We start from the raw sequence: 21,090 nt of genomic DNA, 5'->3' as shown, positions 1-21,090 counted from the left end.
CCCGTTCCAAGCGGATATTTAAACATATTTATTTGCAAATAGTGGGCGGATACATCGGTCCGCCCCTACATCAATGAATGTTCATATTTCGATCCTAACACTAATCTAAATGATAAAAGGCATCACATTTTCCGTCACCGCCTCTATTTTATTCGGTGTACTCTATTATTTATCCACCCATTTAAAACCTCTTTCCGGTGAAGAAATCTACGGTTTTAGAATGTGGGTAAGCTTGCCTTTTGTGATTTCAGCACTCTTTATTTTCAAAAAAAACGACGAATTTAAACGCTATTTAAAACGCCTAAAACAGCACCCCCATTTAATTTTGGTATTACTAACAACCACTGCGGTCACAGGCTCGCAGATGTGGCTTTTCCTTTATGCCCCCAACAACGGCTATGCCATTGATGTGTCTATCGGTTATCTATTAATGCCGATTGCCATGGTCGCGGTGGGGCGATTTTTATTTAAAGAGAGTCTCTCTTATTTAAAAATCGCTTCCATTATTTTTGCCTCTATTGGTGTCATTATTACCTTAATTACCGTTGGATCTATTTCGTGGGCAACCTTAATGGTATTAATCGGCTACCCTGTTTATTTTAGTTTACGTAAACATTTCGATATGTCGCATTTATCCAGTTTTGTCTGCGAAATTATATTAATGTTGCCGATAGCCACTTATTTTATGCTGAATACCGATATGCAATTTGTCACGGAAAATAATCCGAATTTTTATTTTTGGTTAGTGTTATTGGGTATTGTGAGTGGTACGGCATTAATTTCTTATATTATTGCAAGCAGTCTTGTTCCAATTAATGTATTAGGGTTATTAAGTTATATTGAACCGGCATCTATGCTACTTGTAGCATTTATTATCGGGGAAGTATTAGATCAATCCTCTTATATTCTCATGAGCTGTTTGATTATTTCTATATTGCTATTAATGCTTGACGGTATTATCGCCATCCGCAAACAACGTCGGGGGATATAATGCTCAAAGGTATTCTTTTAGCACTTTCGGCAAATATTTTATTCGGTGTAGGTTATTATTTTGCGATTTTACTTCGCCCTTTAGAAAGCGATGGTGTTTTCGGCTTTCGTATTGTGGTGTTAATGCCATTTATTTTATTGGCGATTTTTTTATTTCATCAGCAAAAAGCATTTAAAGAACTTTATCAAAAGATAAAGAAGAAACCTTTTTTAATTATTATTTTATTATTACTTACATTAAACACCAGTGTACAACTTTGGTTGTTTTTATGGGCGCCGAATAATGGTCAGGCTATTGAAGTGTCTATCGGTTATTTATTATTGCCGATTGTTGCCGTAGCGTTAGGCAAAATCGTGTTTAAAGAACATTTCACCAAGCTAAAATGGTGGGCATTAGCCTTTGCCGTTATCGGTGTTTCCACCAATATTATTTTTACCGCCACGATTTCATGGGCAACCTTTGTCGCTGGATTCGGCTATCCGATATATATTACCTTACGCCGTTATTATCAGATTAACAGCCTTGCAACTTTTTTTGTAGAATTAGTTTTATTATTACCTTTTGCTCTCTATTATATTTCACAGGTCAAATACCCTTATATTTTAAGCCAAAATGAATATCTCTATTTTTATTTAGCATTATTAGGGCTAGTGAATGGCATGGCATTTATTTTATATATTGCTGCGAGTAACACCTTACCAATTAACGTATTAGGATTATTAGGTTATGCAGAACCCTTAATCATGTTGTTTATTTCATTTGCAATCGGTGAAGTATTAGAAGCCAAATCCTATATTTTAATGGCGTGTTTGGCGGTATCCATTATCTTATTAAGTGTTGATAGTTTTCGCAAAGTGAAACCCTAATGAACCTAATCCGAATTGCTCTACCTGTGCCGTTGGCACGTTATTTCGATTACCTGCTTCCAACGCATTTTGAAAATGTGGTGAAAGGGGCTAGGGTCGTGGTGCCTTTTGGTCGCCAGCGTAAAATCGGGATTGTGGTGGATTTCCCAACCACGTCAGATATTCCCACCGAAAAACTCAAACCGATTGAGCAAGTGTTAGATGAACAAGCGTTGTTTGACGCTGAGATGTGGCAACTCTTGCAGTGGGCGAGCCGTTATTATCACGCCCCGTTGGGCGAAGTGCTACAAAGTGCCTTGCCTGTCAAATTGCGACAAGGGGAAAGTAGCGAACGCACCGCCCCAGACTATTTCGTTGTCACGGAAAATGGCAGAAAAGCGCTTGCTAACGGCGTGATTCAAAAAGCGAAAAAGCAACAAGAGCTATTAAGCGAACTGGCGGCATTTGCAAATTTCTTTGAAAAGCCGACCGCTTGTAGCCCTGCGGTTTGGAAAGCCTTGCTTGAAAAAGGGTATCTGGAAAAGGTTGAGCTTCCTTTTAATGTGCAAAGTTGGCAGGAAAAACTGGGCGAACAGCCGATTTGCAATAGCCAAAACCGTTTAACGTTGAATAAACAGCAAACCCTTGTCGTCAGCCGTTTGCATTATCAGCAAGGCTTCGGGGCATTTTTGCTCAATGGGGTTACAGGCTCAGGGAAAACGGAAGTCTATTTGCAAGTGATCGAAGAAGTGCTGAAACGGGGCGAGCAAGTGTTGGTGTTAGTGCCTGAAATCGGGCTGACCCCACAAACCATTCAGCGTTTCCAAGCTCGTTTTAATGTGGAAATTGACGCATTGCATTCCCATCTCAACGACACACAACGGCTCAATGCGTGGCTTCGGGCAAAAAACGGCGAAAGTGCGATTGTGATCGGCACACGTTCCGCCTTGTTCACACAATTTCAGCAACTCGGCTTAATTATCATTGATGAAGAACACGACGGCTCGTTCAAACAGCAAGACGGCTGGCGTTATCACGCAAGGGATTTGGCGGTGCTTCGGGCGAAAAATAACAACATTCCGATTATTCTCGGCTCGGCAACGCCAAGTTTTGAAAGTTTGCAAAATGTACAAAACGGTAAATTTATCGAACTTCAGCTTAATGCAAGGGCAGGCAATGCTCAATTTTCCAAGCAAACGTTAATTGATTTGAAAAAACAGCGGATTTATTCAGGCTTATCGGAAAAGCTGTTGGCAATGATGCAAAGCCACTTGGAAAAAGGCAATCAAGTGATGTTATTTCTGAACCGACGGGGTTTTGCCCCTGTTCTGTTGTGCCACGAATGTGGCTGGATTGCCGATTGCCCGTCTTGCGATAAACCTTTTACTTATCACCAAAAACAGCGAGTTTTGCGTTGCCATCACTGTGCTTCGCAAAAAGCCATTCCTCGCCAGTGCGGACATTGTGGCTCGGTTAATTTAATCACCACAGGGATCGGCACGGAACAGCTGGAACAAGTGCTGGCACAACGTTTTCCGCAATACAGCATTACTCGCATTGACCGTGACAGCACCGCCCGTAAAGGCTCGTTGGAACAGCACCTTGCCGAAATCCAAGCAGGCAAAAGCCAAATTTTGATCGGCACACAGATGTTAGCCAAAGGACACCATTTCCCGAATGTGACTTTAGTCGCCATCGTGAATGTGGATAGTAGCCTGTTTTCCACCGATTACCGTGCAGAAGAACGCTTGGCACAGCTTTATGTGCAAGTATCAGGGCGAGCAGGACGGGCGGAAAAGCAAGGGGAAGTGGTGTTACAAACGCATTACCCCGATCACCCGTTACTCACCAGCTTACTCAATGACGGCTACCTTGCCTTTGCCAGCCAAGCCTTAGCAATACGAAAAATAATGAGCCTACCGCCGTTTTCTTCGCAAGTGCTGATGCGTGCGACAGGTAGAGATAACGATAAAGTTGCAAATTTTTTGCAAGATCTGACCGCTTGTTTACACCAAATGATCAGCGAAAACGGCTGGCAAGGCTTCCAGTTACTTGGACCTTTCAACGCCCCAATGGCAAAAAAAGCAGGGCATTATCGCTGGCAGTTACTTATTCAACATTCGGCAAGAAGTGCGATCCAACAGTTGTTAGATCGTTTTGATGAGCAAAAAGAACAGTTCCTGCGAAACGATATTCGATTGACGGTGGATATTGATCCGCAGGAGTTGGGATGATTATCCGCCGCCTTTTCGGCACATAAAATCGAAGGCGTTGGTCGGCAAAATGCGTCTTAGCCACCAAAACAGTTTGGTCGGAAACGTGACTTGATAGCGGGCATTAGGTATTTTGGCATTTAAGGCCTTCAAACATGCTTCGGCGCAGGCGGAAGCGGGCAGGGTAAACGGGTTGGCATTGCCTTTGGTGTTCAGGCGGGCAAGCTGCTTCCGATACGCCTCGTGATGAAAAGAGCTTTCCATATCAATATATTGATGTAATTTGACGACGGAATTCGGGCGAAAACGGCTTTGAATCGGGCCGGGTTCGATTAAACTCACGTAGATATTTGAGCCGTGAAGTTCGTGTCGCAGCGTATCCGCCATGCCTTCCAAGGCAAATTTAGTGCTGTTGTACGCCCCGCGGAAATGCATGGCGGCAAAGCCTAAAATGCTGCTATTGATCAAAATGCGCCCCTGATTTTGGCGACGGAAAAGACGTAATGCAGCATTCATCACTTCCCAAGTGCCGAAAACATTGGTTTCAAAAATCTCCCGTAACGCTTCACGCGGAATATCTTCTACCGCACCCGGCTGACCGTAGCCGGCATTGCAAAATACGGCGTCTAGCCGACCGCTTGTTTGAATGTAATCGAATACTTCTTTTATTTGGATGGAATCCGTCACATCCAGTTGTATGCATTCAAACCCTTCATATTGCAGACGTTGTACGTCTTCAGGTTTTCGGCAACTGGTAATAACCCGCCAACCCGCGTTTTTCAAGTGGTGAGCGGTGGCATAGCCGATACCTGATGAACAGCCGGTGATTAAGATCGTTTTCACTTTTGCTCCTTTCCTTCTTGAATGAAAGCAGATGAACCGAATCGGCTCAAATTATTCAGCCAATCGGCAAAGTCATCCGCGTGCATAAAACCGGTAACCCTCGCTTGGCTCAGTTCGTTCCCATTTTCGTCAAAAAATAAAATGGTCGGTAAGCCGAGTACATTAAATTGTTTCATCAATTCATCGTTTTGCGGAGAATTTTTCGTCATATCAACTTGCAAGACCAGCATTTGCTCCAGTTTGGTTTTTACTTGCGGCGCGTTAAACGTAAATTTTTCAAACTCTTTGCAAGCGACACACCAATCGGCGTAGAGATCCAGCATCACTTTTTTGCCGTTGGCGGCGGTGAGTTGCTGTTTCAGTTCGTCAAGCGATTGGATGCGGGTAAAGTGTGACGGCGTTTGCGTGAGGATTGTCTTCGGTTGCCAAAACAGATCGACCCAAGGTTTTGCACTGAAAGCAAAAGCAATGAGCAAGACGATGCGTAACCATTTTTGGTTGAAAAAGACATTGTTTGTCCAAATTAACAACGCCATCATTAGGGCGGACCACATTAACGGCTCAAATTCAGGCCAAATACGGGAAAGTAAAAATACCGGTAAGGCGAGCATAACGAAGCCGAACAGGCTTTTGACTTTCAGTAACCAATCCCCCGATTTCGGCAGAATGCTATTCCCGAATAAGGTAATCAACATCAGCGGAATGCCCATGCCTAAGGCGAGCAGATAAAGTGCCAATCCGCCGGTAAGTAAGTCACCGCTTTGCGCGACATAAAGCAACGCACCGGATAACGGCGCCGAGGTACAAGGTGACGCCACCAAGCCGGCGATCATGCCCATGATAAACACACTGACGAACGAACCGCCCGTTTGTCGTTGACTGAGCTGATTCAGCGCTTGCTGCCAGCGGTGCGGTAGCTGAAGGGTAAACAAGCCGAACATGGAGCAGGCTAACAGCGTGAATAATATTGCTAAGGTGAACAGTACCGCCGGGCTTTGTAAGGCAATTTGGAACGGCAAACCCACGGCGGCGACGACTAAGCCGAGTAGGGTATATGTCAGCGCCATACCTTGTACGTAAACGGCGCTGAGCAAAAACGCCCGTAGGCTGCTCGGTCGCTGATTGTTACCGATTACAATCGCCGATAGCAGCGGTAACATCGGCAATACGCAGGGGGTAAACGCTAAACCTAAGCCGAAAATAAAAAACCAAAAGATGGAAAAACGGTTGGCGGAAAGCTGTTCCGCCAGGTTGTCTTGTTCGGCTTTTCGCACTGTGTAAGCGGTCTGAACCGAGTCGTTTTTTGCAAAATGATTGACGGAACCGACCGCTTGTTTATCGAGTACTATACTGACGGTTTCCGGCGGATAGCAAAATCCTTTGGTGCAACCTTGATAATTGACTTCCACGGTTGCACTTGGCGTAAGTTTGTCGAACGGCACGTCAAGATGCAATTGGCGGCGGAAAATATTCACCATACCGAAAAACTCATCTTGGTGCTTTTCCGCTTGAGGAAAGCGCAGTTCACCAAGCGTCGCTTGTTCCGAATGTACGCGGATTTCTTTTTGGTACAAATAATAGCCGTCGGCAATTTGCCAGTCCAACAGGAGTTTATCCGCCGATACTTGATAAGAGAAGGCAAAGGCTTGTGCACTACTCAGATATTTCGGTGTTGTATTAAATAAACCTGCCGAACCGGGAAAACTCAATAATAACGTGAAAAGAAAGACCAAAATACGCATATAAAAACGGATTCCTTCTTAAACCGCAGTTTGAAACAGATAAACGCTGTAAGCAATGTAGCCGAGTAGGAAAATCGCACCCTCGACATGGTTGATGCGTCCCAATCTGCCCGGTCGACGTTTAAAACTGTATGCAAAGAAGAATAATAAAATCGTAACGGCGGTCATCACCAGCATATCGCGCGAGAAGACTTCCGGGCTGACCTGCATCGGTTCGATTACGCCGGCAACACCGACAACGGCAAGTGCATTGAATAGATTGGAACCGACGATATTACCGAGAGCTAAGTCGGATTCGCCTTTTCGGGCAGCGACGATTGATGATGCAAATTCAGGTAATGAGGTACCGACGGCAACAATGGTTAAGCCGATGATTAAATCACTCACGCCAAAAAAACGGGCAACCTCAATAGCGCCCCAAACCAGTAATTGCGAGCTGATAACAAGTAAGGTTAAGCCGATCACAATCCAAAACAGCGCTTTTCCAATCGGCATTTTAAAATTGTCGTCTTCAAGCGATTCGCTTTTGGCGATGCTGTCATTGCGGCTTTTGATACCAAGTGCAATGGTCCAAAGCATATAAACGGCAAAAATAGCCAATAACACAACGGCTTCCATGCGAGTGACGGTGGCATCATAAAGCAAATAGGCGGAGAAAAACGTGATGACCAATAAAATCGGCAGTTCTTTATAAATGACGGCGGAATGGACGGTAATCGGGCGAATCATGGCGGTCACCCCTAAAATAAGCGCAATATTGGTAATATTGGAGCCGTAAGCATTTCCTAAGGCTATACCGGAGGCGCCTTGCATTGCAGACGAGGCGGACACGATCATTTCCGGCGCTGAAGTACCGAAACCGATGATGACGATACCGATTAATAGCGGGGGCATACCAAAATGACGGGCGGTAGAGGCTGAACCGTCGACAAAGCGATCGGCACTCCAAACTAAAATGATTAATCCGCCGATAATAGCGAGAACGGCTTGTAACATTATTCCTCCTAAAGCATATTGAAGGTGTGTAGTATAGGCTAATTTACCGTGGCGTACTATCAATCTCTTTAAACCTATTCGGTCGGACGTTTTAAATTTTTGCAAAATTTCTTGCATAAATATGCATAAAATCATAATATTCATTCAATTTTTAGGCTGTACAGGATTTTATTCGAATGGCAATTCGTATTCACAATGTGAATTTCTTTTATGGGCAAAGCCAAGCCCTGTTTGATATTAATCTGAATATTGAGAAAGGGGATACCGTTGTACTTCTCGGCCCGAGTGGTGCGGGAAAGAGTACTTTAATTCGGACGTTAAATTTAATGGAAGTTCCGCAATCCGGCGCGCTTGAAATTGCAACGCATAAGTTTGATCTCACCGCAAAAGCCGATGCAAAACAAGTCGGCTTATTGCGTAAAGAAGTCGGGATGGTCTTTCAGCAATATCATTTATGGCCGCATTTGACCGTCATGCAAAATTTAATTGAAGCGCCGATGAAAGTACTTGGTTTGAGTAAAACTGCGGCAATTGAGCGTGCCACGGGGTTATTGGCGCGTTTGCAATTAGCCGAATTCGCCGAGCGTTTTCCGTTACAGCTGTCAGGCGGGCAACAACAACGTGTGGCAATTGCCCGGGCATTAATGATGCAACCGCAAGTATTGTTGTTCGATGAGCCGACGGCAGCGCTGGATCCCGAAATTACGGCGCAAGTGGTGGATATTATCAAAGAGTTGCAACATACCGGTATTACACAAGTGATTGTCACTCATGAAGTCGCCGTCGCGCGTAAAGTGGCGACAAAAGTCGTTTATATGGAAAAAGGCAGGATCATTGAATTCGGCGGCGCAGATTGTTTTGTTCATCCGCAAACGGCGCAGTTTGCCAATTATCTTTCTCACTCACATTAATTTGTTTTAAATCCTATTGCTTATTGAGGTAAATACAATGAAAAAATTATTGATTGCATCAGCGCTTGCTATGGCGGCATTTTCGGCACAGGCAAATCAAACCATCACGTTTGCCATGGAACCAAGTTATCCGCCGTTTGAATTGACCAATGAAAAAGGGGAAATTATCGGTTTTGATGTGGATATTGCTAACGCCATCTGTAAAGAAATTCAGGCTACCTGCCAGTTTAAAACACAATCGTTTGATGCGTTGATTCCGAGCTTGATTAAAGGGCGTGGCGGTTTCGATGCGGCGATTTCGGCAATCGATATTACCGAAGCACGTGCGAAACAAGTCGCTTTTTCTGCACCGTATTATGAAAGTTCGGCCAGCTTTATCGGCGTGAAAGGTAAAGCTGACTTGGCAACGGCAAAAACCGTTGGCGTACAAAACGGCACGACTTATCAACAATATGCCAATGCAGAAGCGAAACAATATGCAACAAAATCGTATGCGAGTTTGCAAGATGCGATTTTAGATTTGAAAAACGGTCGTATTGACATTATTTTCGGCGATACGGATGTATTAAGAGATATGTTTACGAAAAATCCGGAGTTGGATTTCGTCGGTGAGCGTGTAACCGATAAACGTTATTTCAATAATGGGCTCGGTATTGCGGTGAATAAATCGAATACCGCTTTAGTCGAAAGCCTCAATAAAGGCATTGCTGCGATTAAGCAAAACGGTGAATACCAAAAAATTTATGATAAATGGATGACTAAATAATCTTTATGTTTTTTGATTATCTTCCTTTAATGTACACCGCAACCCTAATGACCTTAGGGTTAGCGGTTTGTTCGTTATTATTGGGGCTTGTCCTTTCCATTGTCTTTGTCACCCTTGAAACGAGTAAATGGCGTTGTGTCCGCCAGCCGACGGCAATTGCCGTCACGTTATTACGCGGTTTACCGGAAATTCTCGTTGTTTTCTTAATTTACTTTGGCGCTCCGGAAGTGATTGAATGGGTGACCGGCACCTATGTCGAACTCGGGCCGTTCGGCTGCGGTGTTGTGGCGTTATCGATCATTTTTGCCGCCTATGCTTCACAATCGTTGCGCGGTGCGATTCAGGCGATTCCGTTAGGGCAATGGGAATCCGGTGCAGCCTTAGGCTTAAGCCGCGGTTATACGTTTATCCATATCGTGATGCCGCAAGTTTGGCGGCACGCCTTACCGGGGTTGAGTAACCAATGGTTGGTCTTGTTGAAAGATACGGCATTGGTTTCGCTCATCGGCGTACATGATTTGATGCGCCAAACGGAGTTAATTAATACCCGTACTCATGAACCGTTTACGTGGTATGGTTTTGCGGCGTTGATTTATCTGATGATCACGTTAGTCAGTCAAGTGATTATCCGTAAATTGGAACGGCGTTTTACCCGTTTTGAGAGAGGAGGCAAATAAATGTTGCAGGAGTATTTTGTCACCATAGCTCAAGGGATTCCGACCAGTTTGCTATTAACATTTGTGGCATTAGTGGTCGCCTTTTTCTTGTCCGTCGGATTAACGTTTTTGCTCTCAATGGACAATAAACTCATTAAAGCGGCAATTAATCTGTTTCTGACTTTATTCACCGGAACGCCGCTGTTGGTACAATTTTTCTTAATTTATGCCGGTCCGGGGCAGTTTCAGTGGATTGTCAATAGTCCGTTGTGGGGATTGCTTTCTAATGCCTGGTTTTGTGCGATGCTGGCGTTGGCGTTAAACAGCACTGCATATACCACCTTGTTATTTCATGGTGCAGTAAAAGCGATTCCGAAGGGGCAATGGGAAACCTGTGCCGCATTAGGGCTGAACCGTTTACAGACGCTGAAAATTCTTGTGCCATACGCATTAAGACGCGCTTTGCCTTCATACAGTAATGAAATCATTTTGGTGTTTAAAGGCACATCATTGGCGTCGACCATTACGATCATGGATATCATGGGCTACGCCCGTCAATTATACGGTACGGAATACGATGCGTTGACGATTTACGGTTTGGCGGGGGTGATTTATCTAGTTATTACCGGCATCATGACATTGATTCTGCGCAAGGTTGAACGTAGCGTGCTTTCTTTTGAACGTTTTGAGGCGGAGAAGACCTAATATAAAACAGCCCGATAGCGGGCTGTTGTTTTATGCGCTGTTTTTACAAATCGACAGGGTTTCTTGAATCAAGCGCAAGGCGATCGTCCCTTCCGGCGGCAGTTCCGGTAAAGGTTCATCGCAATCAAACCATCGGGCATCGAAGATCTCTTCTTCCTGCAATTCGATTTCACCGCTGTCGTAATCAGCCAAAAAACCTAACATTAACGAATTCGGAAACGCCCACGGTTGGCTGCCAAAGTAACGAATATTTTTAATCTTAATTTTGCTCTCTTCCCACACTTCACGGTGTACGGCGTTTTCAACGGTTTCCCCCGCTTCGGCGAAACCGGCAAGGGTAGTATAAATCGTGCCTTTATGGCGAAGGTGGTTTGCCAATAAAATTTGTCTGCCGCGTCTGACCGCAACAATGATTGACGGGCTGATAGTCGGATAAGTGCGGTTACCACAATTCGGGCAATGCAGTGCAAATTCGTTCGATGCCATCTCAAACGGTGTCGCACATTGACCGCAGTAACGATGCGTACTCAGAAAATGATTTAAAGACACTGCACGGTGCAATAAATTTCGCAAGGTTTCCTCCCGATATAATTGAGAGCGCAAATTCACGAATTCACGTTGTTGATCGCGTTCATCGGCGTGAACTAAAAAGACCGCATGTTGGCGGTATGTGCCGATTTCAATGGCGGAACGGTTTTCCAAACCGAATTGGTTTGCTTCACCGAACGGGATTTCGTTATCAATGAGAGAGAGGTCAAAATCACGGACGACAATCCAATAACCTTGGGGATTCATAAGCGTACCTTTATAAGTCAATATGGACGAATTATAAGCTAAAAACAACCCGATTGGTTTTTTTCTTTTAGAACCGAATGAAATTCGGTAGAATACGCAACCGTTTGCGTCGCTTGACAAGCGGTCGGTTATCTTCAATATTTTGCAAATTGCGAAATCGTCTATTCAAACTCATGAGGAATTCGAATGAACATTTTAATTATCGGTAATGGTGGTCGTGAACACGCTTTAGCGTGGAAAGCACGTCAATCGCCTTTGGCGGATAAGGTTTTTGTGGCGCCGGGTAATGCGGGAACAGCTCTTGAGAAGGGGATTGAAAATGTTGCCGTTGCTGCAACGGATATTGCCGCGTTAGTCTCCTTTGCCAAAGAAAACGATATTGGCTTAACCATTGTCGGTCCTGAAGCGCCGTTAGTTATCGGGGTGGTCGATGCGTTTCGCGCCGCAGGACTCACCATTTTCGGGCCGACTCAAGCTGCCGCACAATTGGAAGGTTCAAAAGCGTTTACGAAAGATTTCCTCGCCCGTCATCATATTCCGACGGCGGAATATCAAAACTTTACCGAGGTGGAACCGGCGTTAGCTTACTTACGTCAAAAAGGTGCGCCGATTGTGATCAAAGCCGACGGCTTAGCCGCCGGTAAAGGTGTGATTGTCGCGATGACGTTGAACGAAGCGGAAGACGCGGTAAAAGATATGCTTTCGGGCAATGCGTTCGGCGAAGCCGGTAGCCGAGTCGTGATTGAAGAATTTCTCGACGGTGAAGAAGCGAGTTTTATTGTTATGGTTGACGGTAAGCATGTCGAGCCGATGGCAACCAGCCAAGATCACAAACGGGTCGGCGAAGGTGATAGAGGCTTAAATACGGGCGGAATGGGCGCCTATTCACCGGCGCCGGTGGTGACCACGGAGATTCACCAACGCGTCATGGAGGAAATCATTTACCCGACCATACGCGGTATGGCGAGTGAAAATAATGAATACACAGGTTTTCTCTATGCCGGTTTGATGATCATGCCGAACGGTCAACCGAAAGTGATTGAATTCAATTGTCGTTTCGGCGATCCTGAAACTCAACCGATCATGTTGCGTTTGGAATCCGATTTAGTCGAACTTTGTCTGAAAGCGTGCGACGGCAAATTGGATGAAATACAATCTCAGTGGTGCGAACAAGCCGCATTGGGGATCGTACTGGCGGCGGAAGGCTACCCGGGCGATTATCGCAAAGGCGATGAAATCAGTGGCATACCGACTGCGCCTCAGCCGGGTGAAAAAGTCTTCTTAGCCGGTGTTGAACAGCAAAACGGCAAGCTTGTAACCAACGGCGGTCGGGTATTGTGTGCTACAGCGTTAGGTTCTAACGTATTGGAAGCCCAACAAAAAGCGTTAAAACTTGCCGAACAGATTCAGTGGCAAGGCCGTTTTTATCGACGTGACATCGGCTATCGCGCGGTAGCGAGAGAGCGGGCATAGCGGCTCTTCATTTACAAGCGGTCCGATTTTCGATGAAATTTGCAAATTTCCGTTGAAATCAGACCGCTTGTTGTTTTCAGATTCCCACTCACTGTAATTTCAAGTAAAATACTTCCGATTTTTGGTCAGAAAAGGAATATCTATGTCCACGCAATTTGTTTACACGATGCATCGAGTCGGAAAAGTGGTTCCGCCGAAGCGTCATATCTTAAAAAATATCTCATTAAGCTTCTTCCCCGGTGCGAAAATCGGGGTGCTTGGCTTAAACGGTGCGGGTAAGTCGACTTTATTACGCATTATGGCTGGGATCGATAAAGAGATCGAAGGGGAAGCACGTCCGCAACCGGGGATTAAAATCGGTTATCTTCCGCAAGAGCCAAAATTAGAGCCGCAGCAAACCGTGCGTGAAACCATTGAAGAGGCAGTTTCAGAAGTTAAAACTGCACTCACTCGTTTAGATGAAGTGTATGCGGCTTATGCCGATGAAAATGCGGATTTCGACAAACTGGCGGCTGAACAAGCTCAATTAGAAGCGATTATTCAAGCTCACGATGGTCACAATTTAGATAACCAGTTAGAACGTGCGGCGGATGCGTTACGTTTACCGGATTGGGACGCTAAAATCGAACATCTTTCAGGGGGCGAACGCCGTCGTGTGGCTCTTTGCCGTTTATTGCTCGAAAAACCGGATATGTTGTTATTAGACGAACCGACCAACCACTTAGATGCCGAGTCTGTAGCGTGGTTAGAGCGCTTCTTACACGACTATGAAGGCACTGTGGTGGCAATTACCCACGACCGTTACTTCTTAGACAACGTGGCAGGTTGGATCCTAGAGCTTGACCGTGGTGAAGGGATTCCTTGGGAAGGAAACTACTCATCTTGGTTAGAGCAGAAAGAGAAACGTTTAGCCCAAGAACAAGCGGCGGAATCTGCTCGTCAAAAATCGATTGAGAAAGAGTTGGAATGGGTGCGTCAAAATCCGAAAGGTCGCCAAGCGAAAAGCAAGGCGCGTATGGCACGCTTTGATGAACTTAACTCGGGCGAATATCAAAAACGTAACGAAACCAACGAACTCTTTATTCCACCGGGTCCACGCTTAGGGGATAAAGTGATTGAAGTGAATCACTTAACCAAATCTTACGGTGATCGCACGTTAATTGACGATTTATCCTTCAGTATTCCGAAAGGGGCGATCGTTGGGATTATCGGTCCGAACGGTGCCGGTAAATCAACCCTATTCCGTATGCTTTCAGGTCAAGAGCAACCGGATAGTGGTTCAATCGTAATGGGTGAAACCGTGGTACTTGCCTCTGTGGATCAGTTCCGTGATGCAATGGACGATAAGAAAACCGTGTGGGAAGAAGTGTCAAACGGACAAGATATTCTAACTATCGGTAACTTTGAAATCCCAAGCCGTGCTTATGTTGGACGCTTTAACTTCAAAGGTGTCGATCAACAAAAACGTGTTGGCGAATTGTCAGGCGGTGAGCGCGGTCGTTTACACCTTGCGAAATTGTTACAAGCGGGCGGAAACGTCTTATTATTAGACGAACCGACTAACGATCTTGATGTGGAAACCTTGCGTGCGTTAGAAAATGCGATCTTAGAGTTCCCGGGCTGTGCAATGGTTATCTCGCACGACCGTTGGTTCTTAGACCGTATCGCAACTCACATCCTAGACTACGGCGATGAAGGTAAAGTGACCTTCTACGAAGGTAACTTCTCAGACTACGAAGAGTGGAAAAAGAAAACCTTTGGTGCAGAAGCCACCCAACCGCATCGTATGAAATATAAACGTATTGCGAAGTAATAAAATATATTTATTGCAATATTTTTATATTGCTTATTATAAAATAAAAAATACTATGGCGGTATTTTATATCGCCGTTTTAATATAAGTTCATGATGGTGAATATTAAATATTTCACTGTTAAAACAATAAAGATGTTATTCTTAATTCATTATTAAAATTTAAAAAGGAGAAAATAATGGATAAATTGATCAATAGATCAATTTTGGTCTATGGCTGCCTATTGGTATATTCAATCATCCTTTGCTATGCATTTGGATTCCCTGTGACAATCTACGGTATTATTGCTACCTATTTGATTTTTTATGTCATTATTAATATCTCAAAAATATTATTCTATATTGCATTTATCATAAATTCTATTGTGGCTATACTATATCTTCCTCAAGCCATTATTTATGGAAGACCATCGATGGCGTTTGTGGCATCACTTTTTGAAACAAATTTAAGTGAGACAAAAGAATTTATTTTAAACACACCTTGGCATTTATATTTGTACTGTCTTTTATTTTTGTGTTTTTGTGTGTTTATATTATTTTTGGTTTCTGGTTTGAAACTGGTTAAAGTATCCATAAAAAACAAAATAATTGCCTGTTTAATTATCTTTTTTTCTGTTATGTATAATTCAATAAAGGAATTTTATATAAAAAAAGAATTTTATTTGGTTTATACTGATGTTTCTATTGTCGGGTTTTACTCGGAAACGTTTAAAAAGATCATCAATTATCAACGGCATAGCAGGGGGGTTATTGTTACTATGAACAATGAACCCGTTTGGGATGTTGTGGAATCACATCCGAAGTATAAGAATTATGTGTTAGTCATTGGTGAAAGTATGAGAGCCGATTATTTATCGCTTTACCATTATCCGATAAATACAACGCCGTTTTTATCTCAAACAAAAGGGATGATTTTTGATGGTTATATAGCTGCGGCACTGAATACTCAACCGTCTTTATTAAACACACTTTATTTTAAACGCGGTGAAGAGATCGACTTCCAAGATAATATCATTACATTAGCTAATAAATCCGGCTTTAAAACGTATTGGATTTCCAACCAAGGAAGAACCGGCTCATATGATTCCATTGCAGCACGGGTTGCTGCGAATGCTAAAGAGATCTTTTTTACGAAAAAATCCAGCTATGATACGGCGAATATTAATGACAAAGCGCTAATTAACATCTTTAAAGAAAAACTGAATGAGAGCTATGATGGTCATCGATTATTTGTCTTACATTTAATGGGATCGCATATGCGATTTTGTGACAGATTGGATTATCCTGTTGTGGTTAACTTTATCAACGAAGATATGTCATGTTATTTAGATTCGTTAAAACAAACGGATACCTTATTAAAAGAGACCGTTTCTTTGCTGGAGAATTCCGGGGACAGTTATTCTCTAATTTATTTTTCTGATCACGGTTTATCTCACAAATATAAAGATAAGGAATATGTTTCTTTATTTGTCGGTAAAGAATATAAACAAAACTTCCAAGTTCCGTTTGTGAAAATATCCAGCGATGATACAGCTAGAACATTAATTAAAGTCAAACGCTCAGCATTAAATTTTCTTTACGGGTTTGCCGATTGGTTGGGAATTAAAGAGAAACATTTGTTAAAAGCAGGGTATGAGCATTTCTTCTCAGATAAACCCGATGAGCATATTAAAGTTTTTGACGGAGACCAGTTTATTGATTTTGAATCCTTAGCGGATGATCCGCCTATGATAAAATAGGACAGACATCATTTTCGTTTTTTAAAGCGATCCAACAAGCGGTTAGATTTTTGCAAAATTTTGCAGAAATCTAACCGCTTGTTTAACTTCAAGAGGTGTAAGATTGATCCGTTCAAACTCAACGGATTGACTTTACCTACATAAGCATTACAACCTCTATTACGATTCAATCTCGTCAAAAATTCTGATATAATCACTCAACTATTTAACAATCCGATTTTATCCCTAGAGGTCATTATGGAAACCATCGAAAGAATTCAAAAACAAATCAGTGAAAACCCAATTCTACTTTACATGAAAGGTTCGCCGAAATTTCCGTCTTGCGGTTTCTCTGCTCGCGCAGTAGAAGCTGTCATCAACTGCCAAGTGCCGTTCGGTTATGTCGATATTTTGGCGAATCCGGATATTCGTGCCGAACTACCGAAGTACGCAAACTGGCCGACTTTCCCGCAATTATGGGTAGAAGGTGAGTTGGTCGGTGGCTGTGACATCGTACTTGAAATGTTCCAAAAAGGGGAATTACAAGCGTTGTTAAAAGACGTGGCGGAAAGACATCCGGCATAATCATGTTAAATAACAAGCGGTCTGTTTCCGACTGAAATTTGCAAATTTTCAGCTGAAACAGACCGCTTGTATTTTAGCCTTCCGCTTTTTCTGCCGTCGGCTTTCTCCGCTTACCAATATTTTTCGTATCTTTATGGCGGACTTTCACTTTTTTCTTTAAGCTCTCTTTTTTCTCTTCTTGCTTTTTCTTAATCCGAGCTTTCTCTTTTTTCGATACCGTATTCACTTCACCATCTTTCGGGGCTTTGGTGCGTGGTGCTAAGCCTTCAATAATACGTGGTTTTAACGGCTCTTCCGTATAACGTTTAATTTTGCCAAGTAGTTTGTAGTCGTGAGCTTCGACTAACGATACGGCTGAACCTTTCTTACCTGCACGAGCTGTACGCCCGATACGGTGTAGATAAGTATCCGCACTATATGGCAGGTCAAAGTTAATCACAAAATCGACATCATCAATATCAATCCCACGAGCTGCCACGTCCGTTGCCACCAACACATTTACCACGCCGTCTTTTAAGCGAGCAATTGCTTGATTACGTTGTGTCTGTGCCATTTCACCTTCCAAATAAGTCGAACGAATACCACGTTTACGCAAGATTTCGCTTAGCTCTCGCACACTTTCACGACGACGAACAAACACAATGCTTCGCTCAATCTCAAATTCACTTATCAAACGGGCAAGTAATTTGGTTTTATGTTCAAGATTATCTGCGTGATAATACCACTGCTGAATTTTCTTACGCTCACGGCGACTTGGCTCTGCATCAATTTGAACGGGATCATTTAAAATGCGTTCAGCAAAATCCACTAACAATTCGCCTTCCAAGGTGGCAGAAAAGAGCCAAGTATATTTACGCCAACGGGTTTCCGCTGCGATTTTTTCGGCATCTTGCCCGAACCCCATTTGCAACATACGATCCGCTTCATCAAAAATTAAAATCTCGACAGAACGGCAGTCAAAATTCTCTTCTTGAATATACTGTTGTAAACGCCCAGGTGTCGCCACCACAAGATCTTGATTGGTGTTAAACACTTCGCCGTGGTTTTGATAAGCGACACCGCCTGTAATGGTGGCAATTTTCAAGTTGGTAAATTGTGCCAACTCTTCCGCTTGCTCTGCAACCTGCATCGCCAATTCACGGGTTGGCGTTAAAATTAAAATGCGTGGTGGACCAGGCTTACGGCGTGGGTGATCGAGCAAATGTTGTAACGCCGGCAACAAAAATGCAGCCGTTTTTCCTGTGCCTGTCGGTGCCGAACCCAACACATCTCGCCCTTCCATTGCAGGCGGAATGGTTTCTTGCTGAATAGCGGTTGGGCGTTTATAGCCTTTTTTATCCAACGCTTGCAACAGCTCAGGGCTTAAATCTAATTCTTCAAAGGTGATTAATTCGTTCATTTTGTTCTCTTTAATATAAAATGGATGAAGGCTATAAATATAACGCCATCACCACCGCATTCTCTCGCCCACCGTCTTGGGTCGGGTAGTAATTTTTCCGCACCGTCACTTCATTAAAGCCTAGTGAGGAGTAAAGTTTTTGTGCTGTCGTGTTTGAAGCTCGTACTTCAAGCCATAATGTCGTGATCTGTTTTTGTTGAAGCTGAGCGATCAACGCTTGTAACAGTTGCTTGCCGTAGCCTTTGCTTTGATAGGCAGGATCGACTGCGATATTAAACAGCGTCGCTTCATCAAGCACAAACTGACAGATTGCAAAGGCAACAATGCGGTTTTCAACGGATAATTTTAAATTCAAATAACGTTCGCCTTGACTGTTTAACAGCGTTCCTTTCGCCCAAGGCACTAAATGGGCTTGTTGTTCGATTTCAAAAAGGCGGTCGAAATCGCTGTCTAAAACGGGGGCAATCACAAAGTTTCCTCAAATTGCGAACAAAAAGATTGTATTTGTTGCCAAAGTTTGCGTTTTTGTTGGGGTTGATAAAGATCTTGCCAAGACTCACACTGCCAAGCGGCCTGATTTGCAAATTTTTTTGCAAATCGCACCGCTTGTTGTTCGGGTTGAATCAGCCAAAAAGTCGGTTGATGGTCGACATATAAGCGTATGGTTTGCTCAAGATTTAACCATTGATATTGTTCGCTATTCAATTGCAATGCGCGCAGAACATCTTGAAATAAACCGCTCTGTTGATGATTTTCTTCACATACCACTACCAATTTTACCGTATCCGCCAAGCGAATTTGTGCATCGCCTTTGAGTACTTGCGGTTTAACAAGTACCCATTGGGGTATATTCATCTCTGTTAAAAGCAGATCGCGCCGATTCATTGTTTTTCCTCATAAAAAGTTGGGGAATGGTAGCAAAAATCGGTAAAATGCAGAAATTATTTTGCATGAAAACGTGGAAATTTATGTTATCGATTGAGAGTGAAGTGCTCGAACGCCATTTGGGGGCGTTTGAACAGAAAAAGGTGTTGTTGTTCGGCGATGTCCGTGACAACTTTGCGGAACTGATTCGCCCAAATACGAAAGAAGTTGCGGTATTCAGCAGCTATTTTGATTATGCTCGCCATTATAGGCACGTGGAATTCGGCTTGGAGTGTTATCAGCAAGCGGATTTAGCGGTCTTTTATTGGACGAAAAATAAGCAAGAGTGTCAATTTCAGTTGTTACAATGGTTAGCTGCTGCTCCGGTCGGTCAAGAACTGTTGGTGATAGGTGAAAACCGTGTCGGCGTGCGCTCGGTGGAAACCTTACTTGAACCGTTCGGCGAGATTGCCAAAATTGATTCGGCTCGTCGTTGCGGGTTGTACCATTTTAGACTGGAAAACGAGCCTACTTTTGATTGCAAAAAATTCTGGAAATCGTACCGCTTGCAAGATCTCAAAGTGTTTGCTTTGCCTGCGGTGTTTAGCTCGGCGGAGTTGGATAACGGTTCGAAATTACTGCTTTCAACCTTTGATAAAGCCGATCGCCTGAAGGGAAAAGTGCTGGATCTCGGCTGCGGGGCAGGGGTGATTGGGGCGTTTTTGAAACAGCTATTTCCGAAGATCAAGTTGACCATGTCGGATATTCATGCGATGGCATTGGCATCAAGCAAACGAACCTTATCGGAGAATCAGCTTGAAGGCGATGTGGTGGCAAGTGATGTGTTTTCCCATATTGACGGGCGTTTTGATCTGATTGTGTCAAACCCGCCGTTCCACGACGGTGTCGATACAGCTTATAGAGCCGTGGAAGAACTGATTTTACAAGCCAAACGCCATCTTAATAAAGGCAGTGAGCTACGTATTGTCGCCAATGCTTTCCTGCCTTATCCGGACTTACTTGACCAAGCGTTCGGTCGACACCAAGTGTTAGCGAAATCCAGTAAGTTTAAGGTGTATTCGGCGAGGGTATAATTCTATTATTGCCATGAAAAGGGGGCTTTCACCTTGTGAAATCCCCCCTTTTTGCCTACAATACCGCCTTTTATTTCTCACTCAAACGCTATGTCGCAGATTAAATTGATTGTCGGGCTTGCCAATCCCGGAACAAAATATGAAGGTACCCGCCATAATGCGGGGGAATCGCTTGTGAATGAACTCGCCCGTATGTTTAACACCAGCCTAAAAGAAGATGCCAAATATTTCGGTAAGGTTGCCAAAATCAATACGGTGCAAGGTGAGGTGCGTTTACTTATACCGACAACATTTATGAATTTAAGCGGCAAAGCGGTTGGTGCCTTGGCAAATTTCTACCGCATTAAGCCGGAAGAGATCTTGGTCGCGCATGATGAATTGGATTTACCGCCGGGGGTGGCAAAAATCAAACAAGGCGGTGGCCACGGCGGACATAACGGTTTGAAAGATATTATTTCCGCTTTAGGCAATAGCAATAATTTCTATCGTGTCCGAATCGGAATCGGACATCCGGGACATAAAGATTTAGTGTCAAGTTACGTGTTGGGCAAACCGTCACCGACCGATCAGCCGTTGATTGACGCTGCGGTAGATGAAGCTGGTCGTTGCGTTGAACTGCTGTTCAAAGAAGGAATTGTTAAAGCAACTAATCGCTTGAATGGCTTTAAAGCATAAATTTAAA

20 protein-coding genes are annotated in these 21,090 nt (G+C 43.7%); 13 read left to right on the top strand and 7 right to left on the bottom strand.

All coding sequences use genetic code 11. From position 1 onward, the window contains the following. Positions 1-109 precede the first annotated feature (109 nt). The 3 genes from rarD (ACEYKX_RS05665) to priA are packed head-to-tail and all read left to right on the top strand — an operon-like array spanning position 110 to position 4,070. A complete protein-coding gene (rarD, locus tag ACEYKX_RS05665; protein ID WP_373767359.1) occupies positions 110-991 on the top strand; it encodes an EamA family transporter RarD in 882 nt (293 codons plus the stop codon). Beyond that, entirely contained in the window at positions 991-1,857 is an 867-nt protein-coding gene (gene rarD, locus ACEYKX_RS05660; RefSeq protein ID WP_373767358.1) for an EamA family transporter RarD, read from the top strand. Before rarD (ACEYKX_RS05665) ends, rarD (ACEYKX_RS05660) begins: the two co-directional genes overlap by 1 nt. After that, positions 1,857-4,070 carry a primosomal protein N' gene (priA, locus tag ACEYKX_RS05655; protein ID WP_373780635.1) on the top strand — a complete coding sequence of 738 codons (2,214 nt, stop codon included), beginning with the start codon at positions 1,857-1,859 and terminating at the stop codon, positions 4,068-4,070. The genes rarD (ACEYKX_RS05660) and priA overlap by 1 nt, the downstream gene beginning before the upstream one ends. On the opposite strand, the gene ACEYKX_RS05650 is transcribed toward priA, so the two are convergent. From ACEYKX_RS05650 to ACEYKX_RS05640, 3 genes are read right to left on the bottom strand one after another with little or no spacing between them, the layout of a single operon-like run. Next, a complete protein-coding gene (locus tag ACEYKX_RS05650; protein ID WP_373767356.1) occupies positions 4,071-4,892 on the bottom strand; it encodes an SDR family NAD(P)-dependent oxidoreductase in 822 nt (273 codons plus the stop codon). It abuts the gene before it with no gap. Further along, positions 4,889-6,634, bottom strand: coding sequence for a protein-disulfide reductase DsbD (locus ACEYKX_RS05645; RefSeq protein ID WP_373767355.1), 1,746 nt, complete (start codon positions 6,632-6,634; stop codon positions 4,889-4,891). The genes ACEYKX_RS05650 and ACEYKX_RS05645 overlap by 4 nt, the downstream gene beginning before the upstream one ends. Before the next feature lie 18 nt (positions 6,635-6,652). Further along, the gene (locus ACEYKX_RS05640; RefSeq protein ID WP_373767354.1) at positions 6,653-7,630 is read right to left on the bottom strand and encodes a calcium/sodium antiporter; all 978 of its coding nucleotides are present in this window, start codon (positions 7,628-7,630) and stop codon (positions 6,653-6,655) included. Between the two features lie 176 nt (positions 7,631-7,806). Here ACEYKX_RS05640 and artP point away from each other — a divergent pair, with 176 nt between their 5' ends. Genes artP through artM form a run of 4 tightly spaced genes read left to right on the top strand, consistent with a single transcriptional unit; the run spans position 7,807 to position 10,668 of the window. After that, complete coding sequence (gene artP / locus ACEYKX_RS05635; RefSeq protein WP_373767353.1) at positions 7,807-8,541, top strand: arginine ABC transporter ATP-binding protein ArtP; 735 nt, start codon at positions 7,807-7,809, stop codon at positions 8,539-8,541. Positions 8,542-8,578: 37 nt separating this feature from the next. After that, a complete protein-coding gene (locus ACEYKX_RS05630) occupies positions 8,579-9,307 on the top strand; it encodes a transporter substrate-binding domain-containing protein (RefSeq protein ID WP_373767352.1) in 729 nt (242 codons plus the stop codon). 5 nt (positions 9,308-9,312) lie between these two features. After that, positions 9,313-9,984, top strand: a complete 672-nt coding sequence (gene artQ, locus ACEYKX_RS05625) for an arginine ABC transporter permease ArtQ (RefSeq protein ID WP_373767351.1) — start codon at positions 9,313-9,315, stop codon at positions 9,982-9,984. After that, on the top strand, positions 9,985-10,668 hold the full coding sequence (gene artM / locus ACEYKX_RS05620) for an arginine ABC transporter permease ArtM (protein WP_373767350.1): 684 nt from the start codon (positions 9,985-9,987) through the stop codon (positions 10,666-10,668). It begins immediately after the preceding gene. Positions 10,669-10,698: 30 nt separating this feature from the next. Here artM and nudC read toward each other — a convergent pair whose 3' ends face one another. Then, positions 10,699-11,463, bottom strand: a complete 765-nt coding sequence (gene nudC / locus ACEYKX_RS05615) for an NAD(+) diphosphatase (protein ID WP_373767349.1) — start codon at positions 11,461-11,463, stop codon at positions 10,699-10,701. 186 nt (positions 11,464-11,649) lie between these two features. Between nudC and purD the strand changes: the two genes are divergently transcribed. The 4 genes from purD to grxD all read left to right on the top strand — a co-directional run bounded on the left by purD (position 11,650) and on the right by grxD (position 17,051). Further along, on the top strand, positions 11,650-12,936 hold the full coding sequence (gene purD, locus ACEYKX_RS05610) for a phosphoribosylamine--glycine ligase (protein ID WP_373767348.1): 1,287 nt from the start codon (positions 11,650-11,652) through the stop codon (positions 12,934-12,936). Between the two features lie 142 nt (positions 12,937-13,078). Continuing rightward, a complete protein-coding gene (ettA, locus tag ACEYKX_RS05605) occupies positions 13,079-14,749 on the top strand; it encodes an energy-dependent translational throttle protein EttA (RefSeq protein ID WP_373767347.1) in 1,671 nt (556 codons plus the stop codon). Between the two features lie 178 nt (positions 14,750-14,927). Beyond that, a complete protein-coding gene (locus ACEYKX_RS05600) occupies positions 14,928-16,487 on the top strand; it encodes a phosphoethanolamine transferase (RefSeq protein ID WP_373767346.1) in 1,560 nt (519 codons plus the stop codon). A gap of 237 nt (positions 16,488-16,724) precedes the next feature. Further along, positions 16,725-17,051: a Grx4 family monothiol glutaredoxin gene (gene grxD / locus ACEYKX_RS05595; protein ID WP_373767345.1), complete on the top strand. Its 327-nt coding sequence runs from the start codon at positions 16,725-16,727 to the stop codon at positions 17,049-17,051. A 73-nt stretch (positions 17,052-17,124) separates the two neighbouring features. Here the strand turns inward: grxD and srmB are convergent, their stop codons facing one another. Genes srmB through ACEYKX_RS05580 form a run of 3 tightly spaced genes read right to left on the bottom strand, consistent with a single transcriptional unit; the run spans position 17,125 to position 19,335 of the window. Beyond that, positions 17,125-18,450, bottom strand: coding sequence for an ATP-dependent RNA helicase SrmB (srmB, locus tag ACEYKX_RS05590; protein WP_373767344.1), 1,326 nt, complete (start codon positions 18,448-18,450; stop codon positions 17,125-17,127). Between the two features lie 31 nt (positions 18,451-18,481). Continuing rightward, positions 18,482-18,919 (bottom strand): ribosomal protein S18-alanine N-acetyltransferase, encoded by a 438-nt coding sequence (gene rimI / locus ACEYKX_RS05585; RefSeq protein WP_373767343.1) that lies wholly within the window; start codon positions 18,917-18,919, stop codon positions 18,482-18,484. Continuing rightward, complete coding sequence (locus tag ACEYKX_RS05580) at positions 18,916-19,335, bottom strand: DNA polymerase III subunit psi (RefSeq protein ID WP_373767342.1); 420 nt, start codon at positions 19,333-19,335, stop codon at positions 18,916-18,918. The genes rimI and ACEYKX_RS05580 overlap by 4 nt, the downstream gene beginning before the upstream one ends. Before the next feature lie 83 nt (positions 19,336-19,418). On the opposite strand from ACEYKX_RS05580, the gene rsmC reads away from it, so the two are divergent. Together rsmC and pth are read left to right on the top strand one after the other, a co-directional pair. Next, positions 19,419-20,408, top strand: a complete 990-nt coding sequence (gene rsmC / locus ACEYKX_RS05575) for a 16S rRNA (guanine(1207)-N(2))-methyltransferase RsmC (protein ID WP_373767387.1) — start codon at positions 19,419-19,421, stop codon at positions 20,406-20,408. Between the two features lie 90 nt (positions 20,409-20,498). Continuing rightward, positions 20,499-21,083: an aminoacyl-tRNA hydrolase gene (gene pth, locus ACEYKX_RS05570; RefSeq protein WP_373767341.1), complete on the top strand. Its 585-nt coding sequence runs from the start codon at positions 20,499-20,501 to the stop codon at positions 21,081-21,083. Positions 21,084-21,090: the final 7 nt, after the last annotated feature.

The organism is Glaesserella sp. (assembly GCF_041817755.1).
GTDB lineage: Bacteria > Pseudomonadota > Gammaproteobacteria > Enterobacterales > Pasteurellaceae > Glaesserella.
Note: the sequence above shows the minus strand (reverse complement) of the source record. Positions and strands in the feature narration are given on the sequence as shown.